This window comes from Lamprocystis purpurea DSM 4197, from assembly GCF_000379525.1.
Classification (GTDB): Bacteria; Pseudomonadota; Gammaproteobacteria; order Chromatiales; family Chromatiaceae; genus Thiodictyon; species Thiodictyon purpureum.
On the sequence record NZ_KB902553.1, the window covers coordinates 39,775 to 66,351 of the forward strand.

Annotated in this window: 30 protein-coding genes; 18 read left to right on the plus strand and 12 right to left on the minus strand. The window is 64.7% G+C overall.

Features of this window, described 5'->3' with window-relative positions; all coding sequences use genetic code 11:
• The first annotated feature begins 6 nt into the window (after window positions 1-6).
• The 5 genes from A39O_RS0128480 (at window position 7) to clpX (ending at window position 4,211) form a co-directional block, all read left to right on the plus strand.
• The gene (locus A39O_RS0128480; protein ID WP_020508058.1) at window positions 7-549 is read left to right on the plus strand and encodes a 3-isopropylmalate dehydratase small subunit; all 543 of its coding nucleotides are present in this window, start codon (window positions 7-9) and stop codon (window positions 547-549) included.
• 344 nt (window positions 550-893) lie between these two features.
• A complete protein-coding gene (nifW, locus tag A39O_RS0128485; RefSeq protein ID WP_020508059.1) occupies window positions 894-1,238 on the plus strand; it encodes a nitrogenase-stabilizing/protective protein NifW in 345 nt (114 codons plus the stop codon).
• Window positions 1,222-1,677 (plus strand): nitrogen fixation protein NifZ, encoded by a 456-nt coding sequence (locus A39O_RS0128490; protein ID WP_020508060.1) that lies wholly within the window; start codon window positions 1,222-1,224, stop codon window positions 1,675-1,677. Before nifW ends, A39O_RS0128490 begins: the two co-directional genes overlap by 17 nt.
• A gap of 303 nt (window positions 1,678-1,980) precedes the next feature.
• Window positions 1,981-2,913, plus strand: coding sequence for a nitrogen fixation protein NifM (gene nifM / locus A39O_RS35615; RefSeq protein ID WP_020508061.1), 933 nt, complete (start codon window positions 1,981-1,983; stop codon window positions 2,911-2,913).
• Entirely contained in the window at window positions 2,910-4,211 is a 1,302-nt protein-coding gene (gene clpX, locus A39O_RS35620; protein ID WP_051088905.1) for an ATP-dependent Clp protease ATP-binding subunit ClpX, read from the plus strand. Before nifM ends, clpX begins: the two co-directional genes overlap by 4 nt.
• A gap of 16 nt (window positions 4,212-4,227) precedes the next feature.
• Here clpX and A39O_RS0128505 read toward each other — a convergent pair whose 3' ends face one another.
• Window positions 4,228-4,644, minus strand: a complete 417-nt coding sequence (locus A39O_RS0128505; protein WP_020508063.1) for a YchJ family protein — start codon at window positions 4,642-4,644, stop codon at window positions 4,228-4,230.
• Window positions 4,645-4,954: 310 nt separating this feature from the next.
• Here A39O_RS0128505 and A39O_RS35625 point away from each other — a divergent pair, with 310 nt between their 5' ends.
• The 4 genes from A39O_RS35625 to A39O_RS0128525 all read left to right on the plus strand — a co-directional run bounded on the left by A39O_RS35625 (window position 4,955) and on the right by A39O_RS0128525 (window position 7,518).
• Window positions 4,955-6,412, plus strand: coding sequence for a Y-family DNA polymerase (locus A39O_RS35625; RefSeq protein WP_020508064.1), 1,458 nt, complete (start codon window positions 4,955-4,957; stop codon window positions 6,410-6,412).
• Window positions 6,413-6,573: 161 nt separating this feature from the next.
• A complete protein-coding gene (locus tag A39O_RS43310) occupies window positions 6,574-6,699 on the plus strand; it encodes a hypothetical protein (RefSeq protein ID WP_281170113.1) in 126 nt (41 codons plus the stop codon).
• Window positions 6,696-7,055: a type II toxin-antitoxin system Phd/YefM family antitoxin gene (locus tag A39O_RS35630; RefSeq protein WP_020508066.1), complete on the plus strand. Its 360-nt coding sequence runs from the start codon at window positions 6,696-6,698 to the stop codon at window positions 7,053-7,055. Before A39O_RS43310 ends, A39O_RS35630 begins: the two co-directional genes overlap by 4 nt.
• Before the next feature lie 40 nt (window positions 7,056-7,095).
• Window positions 7,096-7,518: a type II toxin-antitoxin system VapC family toxin gene (locus A39O_RS0128525; RefSeq protein ID WP_020508067.1), complete on the plus strand. Its 423-nt coding sequence runs from the start codon at window positions 7,096-7,098 to the stop codon at window positions 7,516-7,518.
• Window positions 7,519-8,173: 655 nt separating this feature from the next.
• Here the strand turns inward: A39O_RS0128525 and A39O_RS43315 are convergent.
• Complete coding sequence (locus tag A39O_RS43315) at window positions 8,174-8,305, minus strand: hypothetical protein (protein WP_281170114.1); 132 nt, start codon at window positions 8,303-8,305, stop codon at window positions 8,174-8,176.
• A 71-nt stretch (window positions 8,306-8,376) separates the two neighbouring features.
• Here A39O_RS43315 and A39O_RS39560 point away from each other — a divergent pair, with 71 nt between their 5' ends.
• From A39O_RS39560 to A39O_RS0128540, 3 genes are all read left to right on the plus strand, one after another.
• Complete coding sequence (locus A39O_RS39560) at window positions 8,377-8,925, plus strand: DUF4189 domain-containing protein (RefSeq protein WP_083924947.1); 549 nt, start codon at window positions 8,377-8,379, stop codon at window positions 8,923-8,925.
• Window positions 8,926-9,254: 329 nt separating this feature from the next.
• Window positions 9,255-11,393: a glycoside hydrolase family 44 protein gene (locus A39O_RS0128535; protein WP_157640479.1), complete on the plus strand. Its 2,139-nt coding sequence runs from the start codon at window positions 9,255-9,257 to the stop codon at window positions 11,391-11,393.
• 248 nt (window positions 11,394-11,641) lie between these two features.
• Window positions 11,642-11,989, plus strand: a complete 348-nt coding sequence (locus A39O_RS0128540) for a hypothetical protein (protein ID WP_020508070.1) — start codon at window positions 11,642-11,644, stop codon at window positions 11,987-11,989.
• A gap of 3 nt (window positions 11,990-11,992) precedes the next feature.
• Here the strand turns inward: A39O_RS0128540 and A39O_RS0128545 are convergent, their stop codons facing one another.
• The 3 genes from A39O_RS0128545 to A39O_RS37240 all read right to left on the minus strand — a co-directional run bounded on the left by A39O_RS0128545 (window position 11,993) and on the right by A39O_RS37240 (window position 14,777).
• Entirely contained in the window at window positions 11,993-12,967 is a 975-nt protein-coding gene (locus A39O_RS0128545; RefSeq protein WP_020508071.1) for a serine hydrolase, read from the minus strand.
• A gap of 323 nt (window positions 12,968-13,290) precedes the next feature.
• Window positions 13,291-13,638, minus strand: a complete 348-nt coding sequence (locus tag A39O_RS0128550; RefSeq protein ID WP_020508072.1) for a TusE/DsrC/DsvC family sulfur relay protein — start codon at window positions 13,636-13,638, stop codon at window positions 13,291-13,293.
• An 83-nt stretch (window positions 13,639-13,721) separates the two neighbouring features.
• Window positions 13,722-14,777: a response regulator gene (locus tag A39O_RS37240; RefSeq protein ID WP_020508073.1), complete on the minus strand. Its 1,056-nt coding sequence runs from the start codon at window positions 14,775-14,777 to the stop codon at window positions 13,722-13,724.
• A gap of 74 nt (window positions 14,778-14,851) precedes the next feature.
• On the opposite strand from A39O_RS37240, the gene pgl reads away from it, so the two are divergent.
• Window positions 14,852-15,577, plus strand: coding sequence for a 6-phosphogluconolactonase (pgl, locus tag A39O_RS0128560; protein WP_026199815.1), 726 nt, complete (start codon window positions 14,852-14,854; stop codon window positions 15,575-15,577).
• A gap of 227 nt (window positions 15,578-15,804) precedes the next feature.
• On the opposite strand, the gene A39O_RS0128565 is transcribed toward pgl, so the two are convergent.
• The 6 genes from A39O_RS0128565 to A39O_RS0128590 all read right to left on the minus strand — a co-directional run bounded on the left by A39O_RS0128565 (window position 15,805) and on the right by A39O_RS0128590 (window position 21,771).
• Window positions 15,805-17,535: a nickel-dependent hydrogenase large subunit gene (locus tag A39O_RS0128565; protein WP_020508075.1), complete on the minus strand. Its 1,731-nt coding sequence runs from the start codon at window positions 17,533-17,535 to the stop codon at window positions 15,805-15,807.
• A complete protein-coding gene (locus tag A39O_RS0128570) occupies window positions 17,532-18,842 on the minus strand; it encodes a (Fe-S)-binding protein (RefSeq protein ID WP_020508076.1) in 1,311 nt (436 codons plus the stop codon). Before A39O_RS0128570 ends, A39O_RS0128565 begins: the two co-directional genes overlap by 4 nt.
• A complete protein-coding gene (locus A39O_RS0128575; protein WP_020508077.1) occupies window positions 18,839-19,510 on the minus strand; it encodes a hypothetical protein in 672 nt (223 codons plus the stop codon). Before A39O_RS0128575 ends, A39O_RS0128570 begins: the two co-directional genes overlap by 4 nt.
• Window positions 19,507-20,607: a hydrogenase small subunit gene (locus A39O_RS0128580; RefSeq protein WP_020508078.1), complete on the minus strand. Its 1,101-nt coding sequence runs from the start codon at window positions 20,605-20,607 to the stop codon at window positions 19,507-19,509. Before A39O_RS0128580 ends, A39O_RS0128575 begins: the two co-directional genes overlap by 4 nt.
• Before the next feature lie 20 nt (window positions 20,608-20,627).
• Window positions 20,628-21,029, minus strand: a complete 402-nt coding sequence (locus A39O_RS0128585; RefSeq protein WP_020508079.1) for a hydrogenase expression/formation C-terminal domain-containing protein — start codon at window positions 21,027-21,029, stop codon at window positions 20,628-20,630.
• A 253-nt stretch (window positions 21,030-21,282) separates the two neighbouring features.
• The gene (locus A39O_RS0128590) at window positions 21,283-21,771 is read right to left on the minus strand and encodes a hydrogenase maturation protease (RefSeq protein ID WP_020508080.1); all 489 of its coding nucleotides are present in this window, start codon (window positions 21,769-21,771) and stop codon (window positions 21,283-21,285) included.
• A gap of 97 nt (window positions 21,772-21,868) precedes the next feature.
• Between A39O_RS0128590 and A39O_RS0128595 the strand changes: the two genes are divergently transcribed.
• Window positions 21,869-22,114: a HypC/HybG/HupF family hydrogenase formation chaperone gene (locus A39O_RS0128595; protein ID WP_020508081.1), complete on the plus strand. Its 246-nt coding sequence runs from the start codon at window positions 21,869-21,871 to the stop codon at window positions 22,112-22,114.
• 82 nt (window positions 22,115-22,196) lie between these two features.
• On the opposite strand, the gene A39O_RS0128600 is transcribed toward A39O_RS0128595, so the two are convergent.
• On the minus strand, window positions 22,197-22,661 hold the full coding sequence (locus A39O_RS0128600) for a hypothetical protein (RefSeq protein ID WP_020508082.1): 465 nt from the start codon (window positions 22,659-22,661) through the stop codon (window positions 22,197-22,199).
• Between the two features lie 219 nt (window positions 22,662-22,880).
• Here A39O_RS0128600 and A39O_RS0128605 point away from each other — a divergent pair, with 219 nt between their 5' ends.
• The 4 genes from A39O_RS0128605 (at window position 22,881) to A39O_RS0128620 (ending at window position 26,274) form a co-directional block, all read left to right on the plus strand.
• On the plus strand, window positions 22,881-23,969 hold the full coding sequence (locus A39O_RS0128605; RefSeq protein WP_020508083.1) for a Re/Si-specific NAD(P)(+) transhydrogenase subunit alpha: 1,089 nt from the start codon (window positions 22,881-22,883) through the stop codon (window positions 23,967-23,969).
• A gap of 66 nt (window positions 23,970-24,035) precedes the next feature.
• Window positions 24,036-24,323, plus strand: coding sequence for a proton-translocating transhydrogenase family protein (locus A39O_RS0128610; RefSeq protein WP_020508084.1), 288 nt, complete (start codon window positions 24,036-24,038; stop codon window positions 24,321-24,323).
• Between the two features lie 15 nt (window positions 24,324-24,338).
• Window positions 24,339-25,739, plus strand: a complete 1,401-nt coding sequence (locus A39O_RS0128615; RefSeq protein ID WP_020508085.1) for an NAD(P)(+) transhydrogenase (Re/Si-specific) subunit beta — start codon at window positions 24,339-24,341, stop codon at window positions 25,737-25,739.
• Window positions 25,740-25,746: 7 nt separating this feature from the next.
• Window positions 25,747-26,274 (plus strand): DM13 domain-containing protein, encoded by a 528-nt coding sequence (locus tag A39O_RS0128620; RefSeq protein ID WP_211211752.1) that lies wholly within the window; start codon window positions 25,747-25,749, stop codon window positions 26,272-26,274.
• The last annotated feature ends 303 nt before the right edge of the window (window positions 26,275-26,577 follow it).

A 26,577-nucleotide genomic window follows, 5' to 3' on the forward strand; every position in this document is an offset into this window, starting at 1 on the left:
GAACCGATGGATCTACTCGATTTCAGCGGCGAGGAGATGTACTTCGATGAGCCGGTGACCCCGGAGGTCGAGGCCCTGCTGTTGGCCGTGGCGCAGCAGTATGGGGATGATGCGGCCGAGCACAGCCTGATGCGCGCGTATTTTCTCGAACCGGAGCACCTGACCGTACTGGTCGCGTTGTATCGGTATTTCTTTTACCGCCACCGGTTCCGCGAGGCCCTCACCACGGCCGACCGGGCGATTGCCGTGGCGGCCCGGCGGCTGGAGCTGCCGAGCCGCTGGGAGCAGCTCACCCCGGCCCATCTGGGCGGGTCGGTGCTGGTCTCCATGAGCATGACGCGGTTTCTGTTGCTGGCGCTCAAAGGATCCGCCTACCTGCTGATGCGCTTGGGTGACCCGGCGGCGGCCCTACAGCGTTTCGACAAGATCGCCGAGATCGACACCAGCGATCGACTCGGGGTCAAGGACTTGCGCGCCATGGCGCAATCGTCGATCACCGAGGCCGCGGTGGAGCGCATCGGCGGCAATGTGAGCTTCATTGGACGATGATTATTAGTGGATAGTGGTTGACGGTTGCTGTAAGCCGTGTCTTTTGCGGGGTGATCAATCAGCGAGAGTGTAAAAATTTTATTTTTCCGTTGCTTTTCGCGGCCTTGATCGTCGTTCCGGCCACTTGGGCGCGCCGGGTGCGTAGTCAGGCCATCCTGGCCTGACACTGTCAGGGCTGGAAGCCCTGACTACGCATNCCGCCGGCCGGGATTACGATCAAGGCCCTTTTCGCGAGTAAGGGCGATGAGCGCCGCTGAGAGTCCGTGCATACCACCGTATTGCATTCACTAACCACTAACCACTAACCACTAACCACTAACCACTTCTTAAGCCCGGAGATCGCCATGACCGACGATGACTTTGAATCCGATCTGGAAGAACTCTCCAGCGCGGAGGATTTCCTGGAGTATTTCAAGATCGAGTACGACCCCAAGGTCGTGCAGGTCAACCGTTTGCATATTCTGCAGCGCTTCCATGATTATCTGGCCGATGTCGATGAACAGCCGGACGGGGCGGACGCGCGCTGGGCCTTGCACGCCGACCTGCTGGGTGCCGCCTACCTGGACTTCGTGACCTCCGACGCCAAGACCGAGAAGGTGTTTCGGGTGTTTCATATGCACGAGCCGAAGATCGCCAGTGTTCCCCTGAGCGACCTGTTGGGTCAGATTCCTCATGCGGCCGGCGTTTGACTTCGGTACCGAGGTGCGGGTCGTGCGCAACGTGCGCAACGACGGCACCTTCCCCGGACAGGCCACCGGCAGCCTGCTGGTCAGGCGCGGCAGCACCGGCGTGGTGCGCGACGTGGGAACCTTCCTGCAGGACCAGATCATTTACACGGTCCATTTCCTCGATGCGGACCGGATGGTTGGCTGTCGGGAGGAGGAACTGCAACTGGCGACCGACCCCTGGATCCCCAGCCGTTTCGAGTTCCGCGACCGGGTTCGGCCGCGTATCCCGTTAGGGATTCAAGGACGCGTTCTGGTGGAGCGGGGGATCGAGGGTGAGGTGATGAAGGTGGTCCGCGATGCCCCCGGCGGAGTCGCCTACCATGTGCATTTCAGCGGCGCCGGTACGCTGCAGGTTCCGGAGTCGGCATTGGACGGTCCGGACGCAGACGCCGCCGCATGATGGCCTTGATCGTAATCCCGGCCAGCGGCATGCGTAGTCAGGGCTTCCAGCCCTGACGGCATCAGGCCAGGATGGCCTGACTACGCACCCGGCGAGCTCAAGTGGCCGGAATCTTGATCGAGGCCCGCATGATCCTGGAGCGGGTGGTCGGCATTCAGCAATGGAAGCACGGTCCATGAACGCGGGAGGCGATAAGTAACGTGTCGGGGAATAGGCCAAACAACGACAACGACCGCGACGCCAAAGGGGTTCCTCAATGTATTTGTTTAGGCTATTTTTAAACGGTTCCTAACGAGCACATCCATGTCCGCTGAAGCCCCAAGTCTCCCGGCCGAGTTTCGCTACCATCTGCTGCGCGCCGCCGGTGCGCGTTTTCAGCTTGGCACCTGGGCTCTGGACGCTGCTCAGCGGGCGGAGGCGACCCGGCTGGCGCAGCGGACCTTTGAACTGGAGGACCTGGTCCTCGGCTCACCGCAAGCGCGGGCGGTGGTGATCCCAATCGACCAGGTTGAAGCCGCGGTGGGTGAGTTGCGCTCACGCTATCCGGATGGGGACGACTTTGTCTCGGACCTCGAACGCAACGCGCTGGATCTGGACACCTTGCGCAGCGCGCTGCGGCGGGAGCTGACCTTTGACGCGGTGCTGCGACGGGTGGGCGATCACCGGCTGAGCGTCGACGCCGTGGATGAACAGCTTTTTTATGAGCTTCACCATGAACGGTTCACCGTTCCGGAGCGGCGCGGTGCCCGACATATCCTGATTACGGTGAACGACGCCTACGCGGAGAACGGCCGGGAGGCGGTGCGGGCACGGATGGACCGGCTGGCGGCGGACCTGGACCATTCCGGGGCTGGCCGCCCGGAGCGGTTCGCGGTGCTGGCGCGCGAGCAATCGGAATGTCCGACGGCCCTGCAGGACGGACGTCTGGGTGAGGTTCGTCGGGGCCAGTTGTATCCGGCGCTCGACGCGGTTCTGTTCAGCCTGGCGGCGGGTGAGATCAGCGGCCCGGTGGAGTCCGAACTCGGCTTTCACCTGCTCCTGTGCGAGCACATTCTGCCGGCGCACGCGCTTCAGTTTACCGAGGCGCAGCCGCAGATCCGCCGGATTCTGGAGGAGCGGCAGCGGCGCCGCAGCCAGACGGCCTGGATTGCGGAACTGCGCCGAGGAGCGGCCGGGGATGCGGCCGGGCCGACCGCGCCTGCCGCTCAGGCCTGGCGCTCGGGGCAGGCCGCATGAATACGCCGCCCCCTCACGCCTGTTCCTTCTGTGGTGCCGTTCAGGGCGCCGATACCCCACTGATCGCCGGGATCGATGGTCACATCTGCGAGGCTTGCGTGGCCTTGGCTCACCAAGTGGTCACCAGTTGGGGGCGCACCCGCGCGTTGACCGGACCGCTGAAAGCGCCGCCCAAGCCGAAAGAGATCAAAGACCATCTGGACCGTTATGTGATCGGCCAGGAAACCGCCAAGGAATGCCTGGCGGTCGCCCTGTATAACCATTACAAGCGGCTGGCGGCGGAAGCGAATCACCCCCGCCGTGTCCTGGACGATCCGGATCGGGTGGAGATCGATAAGTCCAATATCCTGATGCTCGGCCCCTCCGGAACGGGCAAGACGCTGCTCGCCAGCACCCTGGCGCGGATCGTCGGCGTCCCCTTCGTGATCGCCGATGCCACCACCCTGACGCAGGCCGGCTATGTCGGTGAGGACGTGGAAAGCATCCTCGCGCGGCTCCTGGATGCGGCCGGCGGTAAACGTGAGCTGGCCGAATGGGGCATCGTCTATATCGACGAGATCGACAAACTGGCCCGCGTCGGGGAGAGCAGCCACGGTACCCGTGATGTGTCGGGCGAGGGGGTGCAGCAGGCACTGCTCAAGCTGGTGGAGGGGACCCAGGTCAAGATCAGCCCCAAGGGCCGCAAGGAGGGCAGTGAGATACCGGTCATCGACACCCGCAACATCCTGTTCATGGTCGGCGGGGCCTTCGCCGGTCTGGAGCGGGTGCTGCGGCGCCGGCTGGAGCCGGGCCCATCCAGCATCGGCTTCCATACCGAGCCGAAAGCGAAGTCCGATGCGCAGGGCGCCGGGGGCATCTACGCCGAGACGCAACCGGACGATCTGCGCCACTTTGGCCTGATTCCGGAATTCATCGGCCGGTTCCCGGTGGTCGTCGCTCTGCACGATCTGGACGAGGCCGCGCTGGTGCGCATCCTCACCGAACCCCGCAATGCACTGGTGCGTCAGTTCCAGCAGTTGTTCCTGTTCGAAGGCGTGGCCCTGGAGTTTGAGCCCGAGGCCCTGACCGCCATCGCCCGCAAGGCGATCGCGCGCGGGACCGGGGCGCGCGGCCTGCGCAGCGTGCTCGAGGGGCTGTTACAGCGGCCCATGTTCGAGCTGCCGTCGATGAGCGGCGTCACCGGTTGTCTGGTGGATGAAGCCGCCGTCAGCGGCGAGGGCGCCATCCGCTGGCAAGGGACGCAGGATGCGGACCAGGCGGACCCGGACGGCAGTCTTGCGCTGGCGGATGGCGGGTGAGGCTGAGAGGACGCGGTCAGTGATCGCGCTCCGGCGACAGGTCGCCGTCGACATAGTACCAACGTCCTTGATGGCGCGCGAAGCGGCTGCGCTCGTGCAGCCGGTGCGCCCGCCCGCCCAGCTTGTAGCGGGCAACGAACTCCACCAGACCGCGAACGTCCGCAGGCCCGCCGGCTTCGGTCGTGATGATCTTGAGTCCGAGCCACTGCACCTTGGGGTCGGCTTGCAGGTCCGGGGGTCGGGTGCTCGGGTGCCAGGTCGCGCGCACATAGTCCTCTTCGCATAACGTGTACGCGCTGTAACGGGAGCGCATGAGCTGCTCTGCCGTGTCGGGCAGCGCGGCCCCGGCGATGAATCGGCCGCAGCAGTCCAGGTAAGCTGCCCCGGATCCGCAGGGACAAGCGGCAGGTGCGGCAGTCGTTTTGGTTTTCATGCTCTTTGACGATTCCCCCATTCCTCTCAGCAGTTCCAAATTTGGGTGGTCACCCCCAACAGCGTGCTGGCCGCGAGGCTGATGGTGGATGCGCTGCGCTTGTCCACCCTACACAACCCGCAACTTTGTAGGGTGGATAAGGCGCGCCGCACGATGTTCGGGACTCGCCACGTCGGTCGTGCGCGCCGCATCCACCAGGGGTCGCGCGAGGCCGCCAAAATTTGGAATTGCTGCATTCCCCTCGGTCTACTGGACCGCGTTGGCGTAAGGCGGCTATTCTCCCAGGATCACCGGCCCGCGGGGTGCATTCATGCGCTGGCTTGCCATCCATCTCCCCGATCTGCCCCTGGAGGTCTTCGCGCGGGCGCGCGCCGCCGAGGCCCCGCTCGCGGTCTGTGTCCACCGTCGGGGCGAGCGCATCCTGCGCTGCAACACCGCCGCGATGCGTGCGGGTATTGGTCCCGGCCAAGGGGTCGGTGCCGCCCGCGCCCGCTGTGCCGAACTGACCATCATGCCCCGGCGGCCTGCCGCGGAACAGGAGGCGTTGGAGCACCTGGCCGCCTGGTCGATCCGCTTTACGCCTCAGGTCAGTCTGGCGCCGCCCCGCGCGCTGCTGCTCGATGTGGCGGCCAGCCTGCGCCTGTTCGGCGGGGCCGACGCCTTGCTCGCGCAGGTGAGCGGGGGGATCAGCGCACGGGGTTATCAGGGGCGGTTCGCCATGGCGCCGACGCCATTGGGCGCCCTGGTCTGGGCACGGCAGCTGGGGGCGTCGGCCGGGACCGCCAGCTGGCCCATGATCCCCGATCTGGACGCGTTGCATGCCGCACTCGACGGTTTGCCCCTGGCCGCGTTGGGCCTCAGTGCGCGCGAGTGTGAAGACCTGACCGCGCTGGGACTGCGCCGCGTCGCCGATGTGCTGCGCCTGCCCCGTCCGGGGCTGCGCGAGCGGCTGGGTTCCAAGCGGGTGGACTGGCTGGAGCGTCTGCTCGGCGAGACCCCGGACCCGCGCCCCACGTTCGTGCCGCCGCCCCGCTTCAGTGCGCGGATCGAACTGCCCGCGGAGGTCGACCTGGCCGAGTCGTTGGTCTTTCCCTGTCGGCGTCTGCTCGGCGAACTCGCCGGCTTCCTGCGCGGGCGTCAGGCCGGGGTGCCGCGGCTCGACTGGCGTTTTGGCCACGCCGGCCGGGCCGCTACCTGCTTCAGCCTGGGCGCGGCCCAGCCATTGGCCGACCCGGAGCGCTGGCTGGAACTGCTGCGCGGCCAGTTGGAGCGGATGGAACTCCCGGCACCGGTGCGCGAGATCGCACTGGCCGCGACGGCTGTCCTGCCCTTGAGTCCGCGTAGCGGCGAATTGTTTCCGGAGTTGGCGCGGCCCGGCTGTCGCCCGGATCCCGCGCTGCTCGACCGCTTACGGGCCCGTCTGGGTCGGGACGCGGTGCGCGGACTCGCGCTGGCCGCCGATCACCGTCCGGAGCGTGCCTGGCGCTGGAGCGAACCGGGCGAGACCGGCGGCGGCAGCGCGCGGCTGGATCGCCCGCTCTGGCTGTTGCCCCAGCCCGTGCCGTTGGAGGAGCGTGACGGTAAGCCCTGGCTGGACGGCGCGCTCGACCTGGGTGCGGAGCGGGAGCGAATCGATACCGGTTGGTGGGACGACTGCGCCGTGGCGCGTGATTATTTCATCGCCACCAATGGGCGCGGCGAACGTCTGTGGGTCTATCGGGAACTCAGGGGGCGTCGTGGCTGGTATCTGCATGGGCGTTTCGATTAAACCCCGCCCAGGGCGGTATGCGATGTTTTTGGATTGGCTCGGCCCCGGCAGATTCGACGATTGATGGAGTAGGCGCGGTTTAGTAGCGAGTCAAGAACAAGTCAATCACAATCGTCGTTGTCGTTGTCGTTGCCATAATCGCCGCCCTGAAGCATGACCGCGTGACCTCAGTTCTCATCGCCATCGACACCCATCCCACCCCCAGACCGCCCAACTCAGCCAACAACCGCACCCGCGAGCAGGATCGCTGCACGGGCGATCTGGTCGGCGAAGGGGACCCGAATTGAGTAAACTGTCCCCGGAATTCCCCTTTACAGGCGCCCTCGAACGGCTGATCATCAGCGCATCCGCTTTCGCCAGGGACATTGAAATGGAAGAGATCAACGTCACACAAGCCGCTCGGAACCTGACCGCACTGGTCAACCGCGTCGCTCGCCAAGGCGCGAGCTTTGAACTGACCCGCGGCGGCAGGCCGATCGCCCGTTTGGTACCCCCGAGCCCGTTGAAAGAGGTCAAGGTTCTCGAACTCAGCGCCTTGTTTGCTCGCCTGCCGCGGCTGGACCCGGACGACATTGACGCCTTTGAGCAAGACATCGGCGAGAGCGAGTGCGCCGTGGGCGCGGATCGGGACCCTTGGACCTAGGCCGAGGTCCCCCGAGCTTAAGACCGATAAGGCCGATGCCGTGGGACTGGTACTCGATACGAATGTGCTCATCCGCGCCGAGCGAAGCGCGGGCGCTGGGTGTCCAACGCTCGATTTCAGCCCCTGGGCCGGTTACGGCAACGTCTACATCAGCTCGGTCACCGCCTCGGAACTGCTGGTCGGCGTCCACCGTGCGACCACACAGGCACGCCGCATCAAGCGATCGGCCTTCGTCGAATCGGTCCTGGCCGCCCTTCCGATCCTGGATTTCAACCTGGCGGCGGCCCGCGTTCATGCCGAGATCAAGGCGACACTCTATGTCCGGGGCGAGACCCTGGGCGCCAACGATCTCCTGATTGCTGCAATCGCCGTGTCCGCCGGACATGCCGTGCTCACCACGGATGTTGATGACTTCCGGCGCGTTCCTGGTCTTAAGGTAGTCCCCTTTGATGGTCCTCGCTGACCTGCACCGACGCGTCACCTAATCGCTTTATCCCATCCTCCATTATAACAAGTTGAAACGCAACGCGAAGCACCATAATGCCCGATGATTACGTTCAGATAAAGAGTAGTTTCGGGCAGAAGATCCGAGATTGGCTCGGAGAACGTATTCCGGACGATTTAACGCTGCTTTCAATCGGAGAGAGCATTGCTTTACAGAATGGGCTGCTGTGCTTGTAAATTCCGAATCGATGGAATCAATGAGGCCCAATTTCTGTGATTCGTGGACGGTTTGACTGAGTGCCGAGGTGTCGGTGTTTCACGGAGAACGCGAAGGATCGGACTTGACGGACCCCGTTGCCGAAGCGGCTCGCTGGTTCGCCCGCAGCGGGCTGCTGGAGGCCGCGGACGCCCATGACATGCTGACCTGGTAACACGGTGGCTTTTCGCTCGACGCCGCGGTACGGATTGCCGGGGACGACCGCGTCGGCCTGGAACGACTGTTGCTCTACTGTGCCCGCCCGGCTTTCGCCCTGGAACGGCTAACCCAGGTCGACCCCGAGCGGGTGGTCTATCGGTTGCCGAGTCCCCAGCCCGACGGCCGAACCGCGCCGTTCCTAACCCGCCTTGGAGCGGCTCGCCGCGCTGATCCCGCCGCCGTGCCGCGATCGTCACCGCTAACACGGGGTGCCGGCGCCCCACCGCCGCTCGTCACGCGCCACCCCGCCGGTCGCGCTGCACCTCCCATCGCCCAACTCAGCCAAGAACCGCTTGCCCGGTGTCCTGAGCACGGCTAAGATCGGGGCCATAGCGGGTCTCTGGTGGTTGAATTTCCTATCCGTTCCATGTGGCCGATGGCGTTAGGTTAAGGAGATTTGGCATGATGGGTCTGCGGTGTTCGTTCTTCGCGGTACTGACAGCGTCGGTGCTCTGGCCGGCCAGTGCTGCCGCTCAGACTTTCGTTTGCCCGAATGGCCCTGGCCCGGGCGAGATACAGGTCGGTACCACCGGCGGATCCGGCGGCATTGCGGTAATCCCGATCTGCGCATCCGATGGCAGTAAAGATTCGTCTGGAGGTGCGGGCCCAGTTCCCGCTGGCCCGGAATGGGAAGACCGCTGGGGCGCCATCGCCAGAGGAAAGGCGGGTGGCTGGGGTGCGGTCGGTGACATGCGCAGCAAACGGAGCGCCGAGCAGGCCGCGTTGAAACAATGCGAGAGCACTGCCGGTACAAGCCGTGCCGCATGCAAGGTGTCGATCACCTATTACAACCAATGTGCGGTTTACGTCTGGGGATCGAGTGGCGGCGTATCGTCGTCCGCTGTCGATATCACGACTGCCAGCCAGCAAGCGCTCAAACTTTGCAACAAGACCTCGAGCGACTGTGAAATCCTCTACAGCAATTGCAGCTATCCGAAGCAATTGAACTGAATCGACCGCATTTTATTGCTCCATTTTTCTCGCGGGGTCGCTGATCTCCAACTCGCGCAGGATCACGCTGGCTTGCGTCCGATTGCGAGCGCGGGAGCGAGCGGGCCCAGCGAGACCCGGAGGCGCCTGACTTTCACGGCAACCTACAGGTCCCGCGGTTCTCGGCAGGCGACGCGAATACTTGCCCAGTGTCGCGAAGTGGGCGCGAGGGGGTGCGCAGGGAAGCCGGCAAGCGGGCCTCCCAGCGTCTATGCTTACCGGAACCGGTCTCTGAATGTCCTATCCCTCCCCCAAGCGCGCACACCCGAAGAGATAGTAGGAGAGACACCGTGAGTGACACTGCCTTTAAAGCGTCTGCGATCGGCCAACCGGCGTGCCGGTGCCGGCTGTGGTTGTTGTTCGTTTCCAGTCTCGCGCTTGCCACTGCCGCCCAGGCGGCCGATTTGACGATCTACGAGGATGCACTGGCGAGTGGTTGGCAAGACTGGTCGTGGAGTACGCGCTCGGCCGTCGATACCACGCGCAAGGCGACCGGCGCCTCGTCGCTGGCGGTTACCTATACCGCGGGTTGGGGCGGGCTCTCGTATCGTCGCGCTCCGGCCATCAATGCCGCCGGGTACTCCGCGATCCGTTTTGCGGTCTTTGGCCGCACCGGCAGTGGTCGGTTGTCGCTCTATATCCAGTCGACCGACGACGGGCCGGGCAGCCCGAGCGTCGAATTCACACCCACCCCGAATGTCTGGAGCCAGATCAATGTGCCCTTGAGCGCCTTGGGTAACCCGACTCAGATCGCCCGAATCAACATCCAGGACGGGACCGGCGCGGTGACGCCGACGTTCAACCTGGACACCCTGCGACTGGTTGGGCAGTCCCTGCCGGCATTGGCCCTGAGCGTCGATGCCGCGGCGGCGCGCAAGCCCATCAGCCCGCTGATCTACGGTATCAATGGCGACACCGCAACCGCCGCCGACGCAGCGTTCTTCCGGAGCCTGGGGATTACGGTGCGCCGCTGGGGCGGCAACAACAAGACCCGTTACAACTGGCGGATCGACGCCGGCAACACCGCCGGCGACTGGTATTTCGAGAATGCCCGACTGGGCAACGGGACCGCGCTGCCGGCCGATTCCGCCACCAACCGACTGATCGCACAGAACCGTCAATCGGGCATGGATACGGTACTGACCGTGCCGATGATCGGCTATGTCGCGAAAAACGGCAGCCTCGCGACCTGTGGATTCAGCGTGGCGAAATACGGGGCGCAACAGCAAGTCGATACCTGGCAACCCAACTGCGGCAACGGAGTCAGGGCCAACGGCAGCCTGGTGACCGGCAACGACCCGACCGACACCAGTCTTGCGGTCGGCCCCGAGTTCGTTCAGGATTGGACGAGCTATCTGGTGAACCGCTATGGTCGGGCCGACGCCGGCGGTGTGCGTTATTACAATCTGGATAACGAGCCTGACATCTGGTTCGAAACCCATCGCGACCTGGCACCGGTCGGGTTGACCTACGATCAGCTGCGCGACCTGACTTATCAATACGCAGCCGCCATCAAGACCGCCGACCCTGCGGCCCGGACCTTAGGCCCCGCCGTGATGGGCTGGACCTATTATTGGCATTCCCCCTACGACGGGCAGAGGGAAGACTGGTCCAGCCCGGACGACCGCGATGCCCACGGCGGCACGCCGCTGGTGCCCTGGTATCTGCAGCAGATGCAAGCCTACCAGCAGTCCTATGGTACGCGCATCCTGGATTTCCTGGACCTGCACTATTATCCGCAAGCCCCCGGTGTGGCATTGAGCGCGGCTGGCAATGCCGCGACCCAGGCACTGCGTCTGAACAGTACCCGCTCGCTCTGGGACCCGAGCTATGTGGATGAGAGCTGGATCGCGAGTGCCGGTCCGGACGGCGGCATCGTCAAGCTGATCCCGCGCATGCGCGATTGGGTGCAAGCCAACTATCCGGGGACCCAGCTCGCGGTCGGTGAGTATAACTGGGGTGCGCCGGAGCACATCAACGGTGCGTTGGCCCAGGCCGACGTATTGGGCATCTTCGGTCGTGAGGGACTGGATATGGCGCTGCTCTGGTCCCCGCCCCAGTCCACTCAACCGGCGGCATTTGCCTTCCGTATGTTCCGCAATTATAACGGGGCCGGCGGCCGCTTCGGCGAGACCAGCGTCGCGGCAGTCAGCAATGGCCAGGACCGACTGGCGCTCTATGCCGCCGAGGAGACCGCCACCGGGGCACTGACCCTGATCGCGATCAACAAGACCGCAGGCAGCCTGTCGGCACCCGTCACCCTGAGCCACTTCACCCCCACCGGGGTCGTGCAGGTCTGGCGCTATAGCCCAGCCCGATTGACCGCAATCGTGCATCCGGCCGACCAGATCGTGAGCAGCGGCAGGTTCACGGCCAATTGTCCGGCCAATTCGATCACGCTTTACCGGGTACCCGGCAGGCGGCTTTGATCCTGAATGCTGAGGGACGCGCGCCGGGCGGTCGGGTTGGGCGAGGACCTGCGGGGGCAGCAATTCTAAACCACCCCCAGACCGCCCAACTCAGCCAACAACTTCTTATGCTTCAGGGTTGGCCCGGCGTTGTCACATTGTCACATGTGCGTGTTAAGGTGATTTCCGGATTCTCCGATTACGACAACGACAACGATTATGTTCGTGTTTCACTTGCTTCTTGATTCGTTACTCAGAGATGTTTACCCATGAACCGGAACAGAACCCTGACCAGCCTGCTGCTCACGACCCTGCTCACTGCCGGGTGCACCCAGGAAACCCAGAATACGATTGGCCGCTCGATCCAGAACTGGACCGGCGTCGATGGCGTGCTGGAGGTCTACGCGGGCGAGAAGCTCGTGCGGCGTTTCATCAAGGTGGACAAACTCACCACGGCCGGCGCCACCCAGGGCGGCGGTGCGCGGCCTTACCGTTTCGGTTACGGCGTGCTGGATCTGAATCAGAATGGCCAGCAGGAACCGGGCGAGCGCAAGGTCTATTTCGAGATCAGCGACTACTCGACCAATTACGTGTTCTACGGCGATCCAGGGAGTTGATAATCACGCCAGGCGGTAACGGTCCTTCATGTCCAGGTAGACCAGATTGGACACGGCGCGGATGGCATTGCTGCGTTTGGTGATCCAGGTTCCGTAGTTCTTGGCGCTGCTCGAGCGCTCGATGATCCCGACGAAGGCGTAGGGGACGCGTCGGCCAAACAGTGTCTGGGCCTCGATGATGCCCATGTTGCCGCAGAGTTGCGAGGTCGAACCGGTCTTGTCGTAGACACGCACCGAAGAGGGCATGGACGCGACGCCCTGGCAGATGCGGTCGTGATTCGGCAGCGCCATCAGCGCCCGGAGTTCTTGACTATAGGGCAGGCGGTCCTCCCAGAGTGCAATCAGAAACCGACTGTAGTCGTGAGCCGAGGCGAGGTTGCGATAGGTCTTGCCCCCGGCGGGGATCTTCTCAACGACCCGCGTCTGCACGAAAACCTGCGGCGCATTGGTCTTGAGCACGGTCTCGACGTCCTTGGGTCCGCGTTTTGATTGATTGCGGCTGACCAGTTCGATGAGTTCGTTGGTGGCAGGGTTGCTGCTGCGCCGGATCGAACGCTCCATGGTGTCGCGAATGTCCTCGGTGTAGCGCACGCGTCCTCGCGAGTTTTTCACCTGGAAGAAAAACGCCTGGGCGACGAATGGCTTGATCATGCTCGCCGCCTGGCGCGGGGCGTCCTCATTGATCGCCACCAGTTTCTTGCCGGAGGAGAAATCGTAGACCGACCAGGCGGTTTTTTCGTTCTCGCTGATCTGACCCTGGGCCTTGAGTCGCTGCACCAAATCCGCGACCTGTCGCTGGAGCCCGTCCTGGCGCTGGGGCGACTCCTGACCGAAAAAGCCGGCCTTTGCGAAGCTCGGGGTGCCGCACAGCAGGCCGGCCGAGAGCGCGGCCAGTCCCTCCAGGAACCCGCGCCGATTGACAAAGAAGTGCTGGTTGAACAGGCCCGGATCATCGCTGTCGCGCGGTTGGTCGTGCATCCTCAGATTCTCCCAGTATTGACTCGGCTGCCGGGGCCTGCGCCCGGACGTGCGGGACAGGCAACCTGCCAGCCGACCCAGCCATCACCCCATCGGGGTATTCGCTGAAAGCATAGGCGGATGTGGTGCTGAAAACAAGGGGGTGCGAGCAAGGAAAATCTAAGTAAGTCAGCGGTATCGGGTTTTTTGTTCAAGTAGCCTTGTATGAAGTGCCGGGTCTTGGTCATCAACCCGGCCACCGCGCGATCGGCACGGTCGTCGGTCCGCGCGGCGGACCCTACAGGTCATACCGTAGGGTCCGCTGTGCGGACCGTCCGCGGCGATTATTGAACGCTGCCGAACGACTTGTCCGCCGCGCCGGCCGGGGCCGGTAAGCCGGCGAAACGACAGCCCTGGGCCACCGGGCCGCCAGGCAAGAGCGTGTAAAGATACTTAAGACCGCCTTTGGCGTGGAATGCCTCGTCCAAGGCGTCGTGAAGTTCGCGCACGTTCGGGCGCTCATGGGTGGCGAAATAGCCTTGCAGTGCCTTGATCACATGCCAGTGGTCTTCGCTCAGGGTGATCCCGTCGGTCTGGGCCGCGGCGGCGGCACCGGCACGGGTCCAGTCCGACGGTGCCTGCGGGAACTCCGGGTCCGGGGTGGTCGCACCTGGATTCATGAACTCGCTCATGCTTTGAAACACGTTCGTTACCTCCGACTGATTGAATAGACGCCGGCATCTGTAGCGCCGGCTCGCTGTATGCGCCGCACGGCTCAGCGTACGATAACGTACACGAGAAATGCGGCCAAGACTCCGAGCACTGCCGCTCCCAGGATGGCCAGGTAGAGCAGACCATGACCGGTTCGCACCCGCTGCTCCAGGCCATCGCTCAGCTGTTGGCACCGCTCCAGCGTGGCTATCGCGGTCGCATTGGCCTCGCGCTTGGCGATCTCCTGGATGCGGGCCATCAACTCGCCATCGAGCGGGACGGTCTGACCGGCGGTCCCCGGTACGACCGGGATCGGGGGGGAGAATTCCTGCACGTACCGATCGACCAGGTTCATGATCGCGCCGCGTTCGCTTTCGATCTCGACTTTGACCAGGTCGGGCAGGGTCTCCGCGACCAGTCGGCCGGCGGTAGACTCCAACTCGCCGGTGATCGCCTCCAACCTTGCCCAGGTGGCTTCCCGGTCGGTCGCGAGCGGTGCCTCGATCGCCGCGCGGGCCTCGGCGATCTGCATCGCGATCAGTTGTTGCGCCTCGGCCAGCAGGCGTTCACGCAGGTCCCGATTAAGGTCCGCCAGCAGCGGTGCGATCAGGTTTGACAGTCGGGCCTCGACGCGCTCGTCGACCAGCCCCGCGATGCGCAGCTCGATCTGCCGCTGCCAGTCGGGGGCCGCGGTTGGTGTGGGCGTGCTCGCGGGGCTCGGCCTGGATTCGTCCTGGGGTTGGGTTGGCGGCCGATCCAATACGGCTTTCAACTGAGCCAGGACCCCTGGGAGTTTCTCCGCGGCGACCGACTTGGGTAGAATCGCAACGACGCCCTTGCGTTGGGCGGCGGCGGCGAATTCCGGGTCCTCGTGTGAAGTACACATCACTACCGGAAGGTGCGCGGTGCGCGCATCCGCGCGGATGATCTCGAGTGCCTCGAAGCCGCTGAGCCCAGGCATCATGTGATCCATCAAGAGGGCGTCGGGCAGATCGCCCTTCAGGATCTCCAGGGCGGTCTCCGCGGACTCCGCGGTGTCGACCTCGACGCCGTGACGCTGCAACTGGAGCCGCAACGCGTAGCGAGCGGACTTGGAGTCGTCGACCAAAAGGATTTTCATTGGGTCCATGATCGCCAATAGCGGGCCAGGCAGGAAATGCCTCGGAAGTGTAATGAAGGTCGGAGAAAATCGCCATGCCAGCAGGATCTGTACGTTTTCAGTCGCTCGCAACCAGCGCGGACGTGGCCGCGGCGACCGCCGAGCGCATTCTGGCCGCGGCCGAGCACGCGGTCGCCGAGCGTGGGCGGTTTCTCCTGGTCCTGGCGGGCGGGCGTACCCCCATCATGGCGTACACCATGCTCGTTGGCAAACCCGCGCAATGGGACTGCTGGTCCATTTTTTTCGGTGACGAGCGATGTCTGCCGCCTGATCATCCGGAGCGTAACAGCGTGGCCGCCCGGCAGGCCTTCCTGGATCAGGTGCCGATCCCACCGGCGAATATCTACCCGATGCCGGCGGAGCAGGGTCCAGTCGCCGCCGCGCTGAGCTATCAGCGGACCCTGTCCGGGTCGGCGACCGGGAAGGCGGCCGCGGTGCCGCGACTCCCGTTCGACCTCGTGTTGTTGGGCATGGGCGAGGATGGGCATACCGCGAGCCTGTTCCCCGGACACCCGGTTCCTGATGGTCCGCTGGTGATCCCGGTGCTGGATGCGCCCAAGCCGCCGCCGAAACGGGTGTCGCTGACCCCGAAGGCGCTGTGCGCGGCGCGCGCGATGTTGGTTCTGGTGACTGGTGCCGACAAGGCCGATGCGCTCAGGGCCTGGCGCGCCGGGGCCGACCTGCCGGTGGGCCGCGTCGCCGCACTGGGTGCGGCCCTGGTCCTGGTGGACCGCGCCGCGGAAGGCGCCGCGCCGCCTTGAGACACCGCACCCCGTGACATGAGCGTTCCCCCACTGGGAGCGGCCTCCGGCCGCGCTGGGGGCCGGGTGAGTTCTGATACGGGGGATCCCGCGCGGCGGCCTTGATCGTCATCCCTGCCGGCGGCATGCGTAGTCAGGGCTTCCAGCCCTGACGGTGTCAGGCCAGGATGGCCTGACTACGCATCCGCGGCCGGAAGCCGCTCCCACAGGGCCGTCGGCCCCCCCCCTCAGGTCACCTTGATCTCCAGCCGCTCTCCGGTTTGCGGATCGGACAGGTGGACCGCGCAGGCGATGCAGGGGTCGAAGGAGTGGATGGTGCGCAGGATCTCGATCGGCTGCTTCACATCCGCCAACTGGTGGTTGTCCTGGAGCGCCGCCTCATAGGCTCCGGCCTGATCGGCGGGATCACGCGGCCCGGCGTTCCAGGTGGAGGGCACGACGGCCTGATAGTTGGCGATGCGCCCGTCTTTGATCACGATCCAGTGCCCAAGGGCTCCGCGCGGTGCCTCCATGAAGCCGGCACCACGGGCTTCTGCGGGCCAGGTTGACGGGTCCCAGCGCGTGGCGTCGAAGGTGCTGATGTCGCCGGATCTGATGTTGGCGATCAACTGGTCATACCAGCCCTGCATCTGATCGACCACGATCTTGGTCTCCAGGGTCCGCGCGGCGGTGCGTCCCAGGGTGGAGAACAGGGCGCTGACCGGCAGGTCGAGTTTGGACAAGGTCGAATCGACCAGTTCCCTTGTTTGGGCATGGTTCTTGGCGTAGAGGAGCAGCACCCGCGCCAGCGGGCCGACCTCGACCGCATGGCCCTGCCAGCGGGGGGCCTTGAGCCAGGAGTAACCGTCGTCGACCGCCAGTTGTTTATAGGGCGGTTTGACCCCGCCGCGGCCGTCGTAGTCGAGGGTGGTCTGGCCGGCGTAGGGGTGTAATCCGGTCTGCTTGCCGCCGCTATAGTCATACCAGGAGTGTGAAACGAACTCCTGAATCTGGGCAGCGTCGTGCAGATCCACGTCATGGATGGTGGTCAGGTCGCGGTTGAGGATGACCCCGCGCGGGAACAGGTAGGTCGCGGGGTCCATGGACCCGGTGGCCGGCAGGTCACCATAGCACATGAAATTGCCGAGACCCTCGCCGCGCTGGAACCAGTCCTTGTAAAAGCCGGCAATGGCCAGGGTGTCGGGCACATAGACCTGATCGACGAATTGCTGCATCGCGGTGATGACGCGCTGCACCTCGGCGAGCTTCTTGGCATTGAGTGCCGAGTCCGATTCCAGGTCGATGGGCGATGCGACACCGCCTACCACGACGTTCGGATGGGGGTTTTTGCCGCCGAAGATGGCGTGCAGGCGGGCCGCGTCGCGCTGCCAGGCCAGGGCCTCCAGGTAGTGGGCCACGGCCATCAGGTTGGCCTCGGGCGGCAGCTTGTAGGCCGGGTGGCCCCAGTAGCCATTGGCGAAGATGCCGAGTTGCCCGGATTCCACGAAGCCTTTGAGGCGCTTTTGGGTATCCGCGAAGTAACCCGGCGACGACTTGGACCAACTGCTCAAGGATTGCGCCAGTTCCGCGGTGGCCTTGGGGTCGGCGCTCAGTGCGCTGACGACATCCACCCAATCCAGCGCGTGCAGGTGATAAAAATGCATCACATGATCGTGCACATATTGGGCGCCGATCATCAGGTTGCGGATCAGTTGCGCATTGGGGGGCAGACGGATGCCGAGGGCATCCTCGACTGAGCGGGCCGAAGCAAGACCATGCACCAGGGTGCAGACCCCGCAGATACGCTGGGCGAAGGCCCAGGCATCGCGCGGGTCGCGGCCCAGGAGGATGGTTTCGATGCCGCGGACCATGGTCCCGGACGAGTAGGCCCGGCTGATGGTTTCGCCATCCATCTCGGCCTCGATACGCAGATGGCCTTCGATGCGGGTGATCGGGTCGACGACGACGCGTTCGCTCATGTCGGCTCCTCTTTATCGACCAGATGATCGGCGATCAGCTCGGTCAGGCCCACCACCGGGATATCCATGTTGAAATGCTCCAGACCTTCTTCGAGCTGGGTGCGGCAGGTGGCGCACATGGTCACCATGCGCTCGGGTTCCACTGCCTCGATCTGGGCCTTTTTGCGCTTGAAGGCGGCCAGTTTGAGGGGCTCGGCGCGTTCATTGGAACTCACCCCGCCGCCCGCGCCGCAGCACCATTGGAAGCGCCCGTGCTCCGGCAGTTCGACGAACTGCTCGGCCACCAGGTCCATCAGGTTGCGCTGCTGTTGAATGACGCCGCTCTTACGCGCCAGATTGCAGGGATCGTGCAGTGACAGCCGGTCCAGCTCCTTGCCTTCGGTGGTGATCCGGCCCTGCGCGCGCAGTTGGTCCAGAACCTCGATGATGTGGAAGACCCGGAACGGATAGCGCCGGCCGATCAGGTTCGGACCCTCCCAGCGGATGGCGGTATAGGCATGGCCGCATTCCGGGCTGATCACATTCTTGACCCCGAGTGCGACCGCCGCGTCCACCACCCGCTCCACCAGCAGGGCCGCGATGTCCTTGTTGCCGATCTGGATGCCGGCGTTGGTCGCCTCGAAGCACTGGGTGCTCAGGGTCCAGGTGACGCCGGCGTGGTCGAAGATCTTGGTGATCGCCTCCAGGTACTCGGGGAAGTTGATGACCTCCATCGATGAAAGCATCACCAGATAGTCGACTCCGGCCTGGTCGACCGGGACGGTGAGCCCCGAGCTGGTCTGGACATGCTCGATCTGGACCTGGAGGGTCTTCCACTGCAACCCCATGGGGCTGCCGGTCTTGACCGCGCGGACCGCGGCACCGGCCAGACCTTCGGGTGCATGGCCGGCGGCGACCATGCCCTCCCGTGATTTTCGCACCATCGCCTGGATGTCGTTGCCGACCGGACAGACCATGGAGCAGCGCCCGCACATCGAGCAGGAGTCGTAGATCAGTTCCTCCCACTCGGCCAGCATCGCGTCAGTGACCTTTTTTTGCAGACCGAGGGCGCCCTTGATCTTCCCCCACAGCGTGAATTCGGATTCCCAGACCAGGCGCAGCGGTTCCAGCTTGAGGATCGGCGTGTACTTGGGATCCCCGGTCTCCAGGTAGAAGGGACAGGATTGGGCGCAGATTCCGCAGTGCACACAGCTCGAAAAGAAGGCCGCGACCGGTCCGTCGATCTCGGCGCGGAAGGCGGCCAGGCCGCGTTCGAGGTTGAACGGAGTGACCTCAGGGTTTGCAGTCGGATTGACGATGGGGCTCATGACTGGACTCCCCGGCGGCCAAAGCTGGCCCCGTTGTACCAACGCGCGATGAACGCGGTGAAGATGTGGGTGAGCTTGGTGAAGGGCAGGATGATCAGGAACAGTTCGGCGGTCAGAATGTGCAGCCCGAGCGCCAGCGGATAGGGATTGATCAGCCGGTTGTATGCCAGATAGCCGGTCAGGACGACCAGAAAGGTGACCGCCCAGACCAGATAATCCTCGATCGTGCTGAGGCGCTGCTTCACCGGATGGGTCAGACGATGCACGAGGGTCGCCGCCAGCGCGACCAGGGTCACGGCGGTCACCAGATCCACGAAGGGGTTGGGCAGTCCGGGCCAGGAGATGCCGAACAGACCCTTGATCAGCTCGATGTGGGGGATGAAGAGCAACAGGGCGACGAGGAAGCCGAGGTGCCAGATCAGCCCCGTGAGCACATTGAAGGGCGCGCGCTTGAAGGTACCGGGGTCCGGCAATGTGCGGGTGACGACCGTGCGCAGGCCCGGCAGCCATTCGCCGGCACGCGGCTCCGCGAAATTGGGCCGTCGGCCGAGCAGCAGGATCTCGGCGAGGCGCGCGGCCAGGCCGAGCGCGAAGATGGCGATGGCGATGTTGAATAGTGGGCCCTTGGTGAACAGCAGAAAACCCATGGGGTCAGCGAGGGCGGTCATAGCGTCTGCTCCAGTTCGTCGGCGGTGACCGGCTGGCGGCTGACCGCCGCGGTTTCCACGGTGCGCCGCGCCAGGGTCGCGACCGTGCCGCCGACCAGGACGCCGGCCGCGCCGGCGGTGAGCACCTGGTTGCTGGAGAGACCGGTGGGAACGGACAGCGGTGCGTAGAAGCTCCCGGCGTCCCAGAACCGGGGCTCCGAACAGCCCAGACAGGGGTGTCCGGCCTCGATCGGCCAACTGGTGCCCGAGTTCCAGCGCATGGTGGCGCAGGCATTGTAGGTGCTGGGTCCTTTGCAGCCGAGTCGGTACAGACACCAGCCGGCGCGGGCACCCTCATCGTCGAAGGTCTCGGCGAACAGCCCTTTGTCGTAGAACGGACGACGGTAGCAGCGATCGTGGATCGACTGGCCGAAAAAGGCGAGCGGACGATGGTACTCATCAAGTTCAGGGAGTCGCCCGAAGGCGAGATAGTGGGCGAGCACACCGGTGATGACCATCGGCACCGGCGGGCAGCCGGAGACATTGACCAAAGGCTTATCCTTGATCAAATCCATGACTGCCACCGCACCCGTGGGGTTGGGGGCCGCCTCGGGCAAGCCGCCGAAGGCGGCGCAGGTGCCGACCGCGATCACCGCCGCCGCCCCCTCCACGGCTTCCATCAGCATCGCGTAGTTGCTGACTCCGGCAATGGTCGAATAGCCGGGGTTGGCATCCGGTCCCGGCAGCGAACCGTCGACGATCAGCAGGTACTGGCCGAAGTTGTCTTTCATCGCCTGTTCGCGGGCCGCCTCGGCGGCCTCCCCGGCGGCGGCCTGGAGGGTGTGGTGATAGTCGAGTGAGATCATCTCCAGGATCAGATCCTCGACCGTCGGTGCATGACTGCGCGTCAGTGACTCGGTGCAGCCGGTGCACTCCTGGAACGACAGCCAGATCACGCTTGGCCGCCGGGCTTGCTCCAGCGCGGCGGCCAGAGCCGGGATCAGGCCGGGTGACAGGGCCAGCAGGGACGCGGACGCGGTGCAGAACTTCAGGAACGCGCGGCGGGAGACACCCTGGTCACGCAGGTGCTCGCCGACACTGTGTTTCTTGGCGGTCATGGGCCTTTCTCAAGCGGGTATTAGTACTCGAACTGTGCTCTATCCTTGGCGCTGGTGAGGCGGGCGTCCAGCGTGGTCAGGGCGGTGTCGAGATCTTGGCGCTGGGTGCGCAGGATCTCGGGGATGTCGCCGATATCCAGATGCAAGGCCAGACGCTGATCCTCGGTGATCCGGTAATCGATGAGCCAGACCCCAGGAATCGCGGTCTCCTGGACATGGGTCGGACCCAGCGCATCGATCGTCGCCCGCACCTCGCCGACCCCGAGTACGGCGAGCAGGTGCGCCTCGTCTTCGGGGCCGAAGGGGATGGCATTGAGATCGATCTGGGTGCCTTCGCCGGTGGCGATCAGGCGCTCCAGCGCATGGCGGACCTCATGCAGGATGGGGACGGCATTGCCGCAGTTGGCGGTACCGTGGGACATCGACTGTACTCGGATTGGGATGCTGGATAATGCGGACATGATGCGTCCTCGGCAAGGCGTGAGGAGGTTCTGGATGCGACCCGCCGCCGACGGGTTGCGACAGAATTGAAGTTTAGCATTTTAGCGATAACCGAAATACTAAAACAGAATTATAGACCGCTCCAGCGATCTCGCCGAGACTTGATGACAATTCCGGCACGATCCGCTCGCGGTCCGACCGATCGCCGCGATCCGCGACGCCTGGTCGCGATGCTCATGCCGTCGGGCCGTCGGCGGCGTCCCAGCGCGCGAGCAACTCCCACACCCGCTCCAGCGCGACCGGCACCGCCGCCGCGACCGCCGGGGTCAGTTCATCACCCCAGTCGATCAGGGCCGGTTCGATGCCGATCAGGGCGCGTCGAGCGGGCAGGCTGTCGGTCAGGCGAGCGATATCCAGCAGGTCGGCCAGGCTGACCTCGTGGACGCTCTTGGCATGACGGCGCAACTGCCGGTCCATGGCCTCGCCTTCAAAGACCCGCACGCTGCCCGCGGCATCGCCCATGGCCGCGGCGTCGATCACGATCAGCCGCGGGCACTCCGCGATGGGGACCGCCAGCGTGAAGCTCAGGGTTCCGCCGTCGACGAAGCGCAGCGGCGCGGCCGGGTCCGCTGCGGACTCCAGGCGCCTGATGACGGCGGCCCCCACCGCTTCGTCGGCCAGGAGGACGTTGCCGAGTCCAAGGATCAAAGTTTGCGTACTCACGGGCTCAGTCCTGTGTGGAAAGCGATCAGTGGTCGGCAGCATACCTTGCTTGGCCTGGCGCCAGCGTTTAGCCTGTGATCTGGGCCAACGAGCAGGAGTGATAGCGAACGTGTGTCTCGGCATCCCGATGCAGATTGTGTCGATCGACGGCTTTCTGGCCCGCTGCACCGCCAAGGGCGTGGAGCGGGAGGCCAGTCTGTTCATGTTGCAACACGCGTTGCCGGCCGTCGGTGACCATGTTGTCGTCCACCTTGGGTACGCGATGGAGCGCGTCAGTGCGCAGGACGCCGCCGCGGCCTGGGAGGTCTACGATCAAATGCTGAGCGTGGAAGGGGCGGCCTAGCGTCCCCGCGGGCCGCCCCGACAGCGCTGTGGCGGGAGCCGGAGCACCCCAGGCTGATGGCCGCGGGTGAGCGCGCAGTCATTCAGCCGCGGCCAAGGAATGCGTTGGCAATGGCGTACTGGCGTTGCGCCTCGGTCACGTCGTCCAAGGCGTCCGCAGACTCCAACATGGCGCAGTTGATCGCCATGCGGGCCTGGACCGCGGCCTTCCAGGCCCGGCTCTGCCGTTCGGTCACCAGCGTCTCGGGGGCCAGGGCGGCGGCTACGGCGGCGGCGGCGAAGTGGTCGGCCTGGGCCAGCCAGTCGGTCTCTTTGCCGCAATCGGTGTAGGAGTGGGTCACATGGGCTTTGGCGGCCCGGTAGGCGTCGTCCAGTTCCTCCGGGGTGCAATCCTCACGCAAGGCGGTGGCGATCGCGCGGTGCACGCGCTCGGCGGTGACGAGGCGCTCGACACTCTTGGCAAAATGACCGCCCAGCCGCCGCTGCTGATCGAGGTTGAGCCCGTTGAGTGCATCGCGCAGATCGTGATCGCTGATAATCTTCGCCACGGTAGTAACGGCTCCGCGAAGGTGGATAAAGGTGCCCGCCGGCAGCGCCAGACCGCTGCTCTGGATCAGTCATTTAAATACAACATCCGGATATAAGCAAATTCCGATGCGATCGGCTTTGACCCGCGTCGCCTGGTTGCCACCGGACACCGGTGATCGGATAATACTGAGCATTGTCGCCCACGGGCGGCGCGCCGTTGTGAGGAGAGTGAGAGAATAATGAGAATCGGTATCCCAGCGGAGACACGGCTCGGGGAGGCGCGGGTCGCGTCCACTCCCGAGATCGTCAAGAAACTGAAGACCAAAGGATTCGAGCTGATGGTGGAGGCCGGCGCGGGGGTGCGCGCCGGCTACCCGGACGATGACTATGCGGCGGCGGGTGCGGTCTTGACGGACCGCGCCGGGGCCTACGACGTCGATCTGCTGCTCAAGGTTCGTCGACCGGACGGCGACGATGTGGACGCCATGCGCCCCGGCGGTCTGTTCATCGGTCTGCTGGAGAGCTGCGGCGAGGATGCCATCGTGGCCGCGATGCTTGCCAAGGGCGTGCGGGTACTCGGCATGGAGCGGATGCCCCGCACCTCCCGTGCCCAATCGATGGACGCGCTGTCATCGCAGGCCAACATCGCCGGCTACCGGGCCGTGATCGAGGCGGCGGCCCGCTTCGGCCGCTTCTTCCCCATGATGATGACCTCCGCCGGTTCGGCCAAGCCGGCTCGCCTGGTGGTGCTGGGTGCCGGGGTGGCCGGGTTGCAGGCAATCGCCACCGCCCGGCGTTTGGGGGCCGAGGTGCTGGCTTACGACGTGCGGCCGGAGACTCGTGAGCAGATCCAGTCGCTCGGGGCCAAACCGATCGATCTGGACCTGGGCGAGAGCGGGGCCGGGGAGGGCGGCTACGCCAAGGAACTCTCCGCCGAGGCCAAGGCGCGTCAGCAGGCCGCCCTGGCCGACCAGCTCGCCAAGGCCCATGTCATCATCACCACCGCGCTCATTCCCTGCCGTCCGGCCCCGGTGCTGGTGACTGAAGCGCTGGTTCAGCGGCTGCGCCCCGGGTCGGTGATCGTGGATCTGGCGGCGGCGAACGGCGGCAACTGTCCGCTGACCGTCCCGGATGAGGTGGTCGAGCGTCATGGCGTGCTCATCGTCGGATACACCAATTACCCCTCGATGGTCGCGTCGGACGCCAGCGCCTTCTACGCCAGGAACCTTGCGAACCTGATCGAGATCATGGTCGATCGGTCGGATCAAGGGCCGGTCCTCAAGGACCTCATGGCGGATGACATCACCAAAGCCATGCTCGTGTCATAGAAAAAACGCCAACGACCAACTCGTTACCATCAACGGCGCGCCCGCGCGCCCTACGGAAACCCGCCTATGTCAGACCCGATCGTCGCGCTTTATGTCTTTGTCCTTGCCTGTTTCATCGGCTACTACGTGATCTGGGGTGTCACGCCCTCGCTGCACACCCCATTGATGGCCCTCACCAACGCCATCTCCGGCATCGTGATCGTCGGGGCGCTGCTGGTCGCGGGGGCCGAGCGGGCGGGGCTTGCCGCCGAGCTGCTCGGGTTCCTGGCGGTCCTCCTGGCGTCCATCAACGTCTTCGGAGGCTTCCTGGTGACTCACCGTATGCTCTCCATGTTTCAAAAGAAAAAGAAGTAAGGAGAGCGATCAGTCATGCTGCACTTTAGTCTGTCTGCACACGGGCAGGCCCTGGCCTATCTGGTCTCGGCCGTCCTCTTCATTTTCGCCCTCAAGAGCCTGACCCATCCCGCCTCGGCGCGACGCGGGAATTTCTATGGCATGATCGGCATGGTCATCGCGGTCGCCGCGACCCTGCTCGGACAGGAGGTGACCTCCTACGGGTTCATCATCGCCGGGGTGGCGGGCGGCGCGGTGATCGGCACCATCCTCGCCATGCGCATCCAGATGGCGGCCATGCCGCAACTGGTGGCCGCGCTCCATAGCTTCGTCGGTCTGGCGGCGGTGCTGGTCGCCATCGGTACCTTCATCATCACCGCGCATCCGGATGCGGTCATGATGGGCGAACTCTCGGCGGGCATCGTCATCGGCGCCATCACCTTCACCGGCTCGGTGATCGCTTTCGGTAAGCTGCAGGGGTTGATCAGCGGCAGTCCGGTGAAATTCACCGGGCAGCATGCACTGAACGCCGCCATGGCCCTGGCCGTCATCGGTTTCGCGGTGCACTTCGCCATGACCGGTAGCGTGCTCTCACTGAGTCTGATGACGCTGATCGCCTTCGCTCTGGGGGTCACGCTGATCATCCCGATCGGCGGGGCCGACATGCCGGTGGTCATCTCCATGCTCAACAGCTATTCGGGCTGGGCGGCGGCGGCAACCGGTTTCACCCTGCACAACAACCTGCTGATCATCGTCGGCGCCCTGGTTGGTTTCTCCGGTGCCATCCTCTCCTACATCATGTGCAAGGGCATGAATCGCTCGATCATCAATGTGGTGTTCGGGGGCTTTGGCTCAGGGGATGAAGCGGATACCGGCGCCGGGGCCCTGGCCGCGCAGCGCGGCGTCAAGTCGGCATCCGTCGAGGACGTCGTCTACTGGATGGAGGACGCGGCCAAAGTCATCATCATCCCCGGCTACGGCATGGCGGCCGCGCAGGCTCAGCATGCCCTGAAGGAACTGATGGAACTGCTGGTGGCGCGCGGCGTCGACGTCAAGTTCGCCATCCACCCGGTCGCCGGGCGCATGCCGGGCCACATGAACGTGTTGCTGGCCGAGGCCGACATCCCGTACGAGCGGGTACTCGAAATGGATGAAATCAACTCGGAGTTCCCCACCGCGGACGTGGCCCTGGTGGTCGGGGCCAACGATGTGGTGAACCCCGCGGCCGAGGAAGATAAGTCGAGCCCCATCTACGGCATGCCGATCCTGCAAGCCGGTAAGGCGCGACAGGTCTACTTCCTCAAGCGCTCCATGCGCCCAGGGTATTCCGGCGTCGATAACCTGCTCTTCTACAAAGACAATACCTCGCTGGTCTTCGGCGACGCCAAGGACACGATCGAGGGGATGGCGAGTGCGCTCAAGGGGTCCGGTCATTGACCGCACGGTGACTCGCGCCGTTGCGCGGCGGCCGGAGCCCGCGCGTGATCCGGTGCGAACACTGCTCGTCGGGCTCCTGGCCGGCGCCGTCCTGGGCGGCGCCGGCGGTTTCGCCGCGGGCTTTTTCAGCTCCCCCGGGCTGTCCGCGGGGAACCAGGGCGGCCAGGCCATCATCAGCAGTCGTGTGGGCGAACTCAGGGCCGTCGGCCGCTTTACGCATGCCGACCCCGCCGATCGGCTCCACTACGGCAGCGGGGTCGTGCGTGTCTATGCGAATCGGGTGCAATTTGAAGACGACTTCGCGGTCGGCCCGGGGCCAAAATATCACGTCTATCTGGTGCCCCAGCGGGGCATCGACCCGGATACTCGGGTGGAAGAGACCATGTTCGTGGATCTCGGCCCGCTCGCCGCGTTCAGCGGCCGGCAGAGCTATCCGCTCCCGGTCGGAGTCGAGGTGGCGGATTACGGGTCGGTCGTGATCTGGTGCGAGCAGTTCAACAGCCTCATCTCACCGGCGGAGTTGAATCCGGGGTGAAATAAGCCTCCGTCGGAAAGACTTTGGCGCCGCGGTCGTTGTCGTTGTCGTTGTCGTTGTCGTAATCGTAGTCGAATTGATGAGACCCGCGAAGATACGATCGCACCTGCGTTGGTCCCGTTCGCGGCGATCGAAACCCGATCGGCATCGGGTGGCTAATGCGCTAGCAGCCTGTCGGACTTTAGGCGATTTCCGAATATGACGCTAGCAAGAATCAAGCTCCGTAGGAGCCCGCTTGCGGGCGACGTGACCTGCCGGAATCGCGTCATTGTGCCCCACCCGTCGCCCGCAAGCGGGCTCCTA

Bases quoted from the DNA above. Each gene is read 5' to 3' on its own strand.
- A39O_RS0128480 (WP_020508058.1), top strand. From the start codon at position 7: ATGGATCTACTCGATTTCAGCGGCGAGGAGATGTACTTCGATGAGCCG.
- nifW (WP_020508059.1), top strand. From the start codon at position 894: ATGACCGACGATGACTTTGAATCCGATCTGGAAGAACTCTCCAGCGCG.
- A39O_RS0128490 (WP_020508060.1), top strand. From the start codon at position 1,222: ATGCGGCCGGCGTTTGACTTCGGTACCGAGGTGCGGGTCGTGCGCAAC.
- nifM (WP_020508061.1), top strand. From the start codon at position 1,981: ATGTCCGCTGAAGCCCCAAGTCTCCCGGCCGAGTTTCGCTACCATCTG.
- clpX (WP_051088905.1), top strand. From the start codon at position 2,910: ATGAATACGCCGCCCCCTCACGCCTGTTCCTTCTGTGGTGCCGTTCAG.
- A39O_RS0128505 (WP_020508063.1), bottom strand. From the start codon at position 4,644: ATGAAAACCAAAACGACTGCCGCACCTGCCGCTTGTCCCTGCGGATCC.
- A39O_RS35625 (WP_020508064.1), top strand. From the start codon at position 4,955: ATGCGCTGGCTTGCCATCCATCTCCCCGATCTGCCCCTGGAGGTCTTC.
- A39O_RS43315 (WP_281170114.1), bottom strand. From the start codon at position 8,305: ATGGCCCCGATCTTAGCCGTGCTCAGGACACCGGGCAAGCGGTTCTTG.
- A39O_RS39560 (WP_083924947.1), top strand. From the start codon at position 8,377: ATGATGGGTCTGCGGTGTTCGTTCTTCGCGGTACTGACAGCGTCGGTG.
- A39O_RS0128540 (WP_020508070.1), top strand. From the start codon at position 11,642: ATGAACCGGAACAGAACCCTGACCAGCCTGCTGCTCACGACCCTGCTC.
- A39O_RS0128545 (WP_020508071.1), bottom strand. From the start codon at position 12,967: ATGCACGACCAACCGCGCGACAGCGATGATCCGGGCCTGTTCAACCAG.
- A39O_RS0128550 (WP_020508072.1), bottom strand. From the start codon at position 13,638: ATGAGCGAGTTCATGAATCCAGGTGCGACCACCCCGGACCCGGAGTTC.
- A39O_RS37240 (WP_020508073.1), bottom strand. From the start codon at position 14,777: ATGAAAATCCTTTTGGTCGACGACTCCAAGTCCGCTCGCTACGCGTTG.
- pgl (WP_026199815.1), top strand. From the start codon at position 14,852: ATGCCAGCAGGATCTGTACGTTTTCAGTCGCTCGCAACCAGCGCGGAC.
- A39O_RS0128565 (WP_020508075.1), bottom strand. From the start codon at position 17,535: ATGAGCGAACGCGTCGTCGTCGACCCGATCACCCGCATCGAAGGCCAT.
- A39O_RS0128570 (WP_020508076.1), bottom strand. From the start codon at position 18,842: ATGAGCCCCATCGTCAATCCGACTGCAAACCCTGAGGTCACTCCGTTC.
- A39O_RS0128575 (WP_020508077.1), bottom strand. From the start codon at position 19,510: ATGACCGCCCTCGCTGACCCCATGGGTTTTCTGCTGTTCACCAAGGGC.
- A39O_RS0128580 (WP_020508078.1), bottom strand. From the start codon at position 20,607: ATGACCGCCAAGAAACACAGTGTCGGCGAGCACCTGCGTGACCAGGGT.
- A39O_RS0128585 (WP_020508079.1), bottom strand. From the start codon at position 21,029: ATGTCCCACGGTACCGCCAACTGCGGCAATGCCGTCCCCATCCTGCAT.
- A39O_RS0128605 (WP_020508083.1), top strand. From the start codon at position 22,881: ATGAGAATCGGTATCCCAGCGGAGACACGGCTCGGGGAGGCGCGGGTC.
- A39O_RS0128610 (WP_020508084.1), top strand. From the start codon at position 24,036: ATGTCAGACCCGATCGTCGCGCTTTATGTCTTTGTCCTTGCCTGTTTC.
- A39O_RS0128615 (WP_020508085.1), top strand. From the start codon at position 24,339: ATGCTGCACTTTAGTCTGTCTGCACACGGGCAGGCCCTGGCCTATCTG.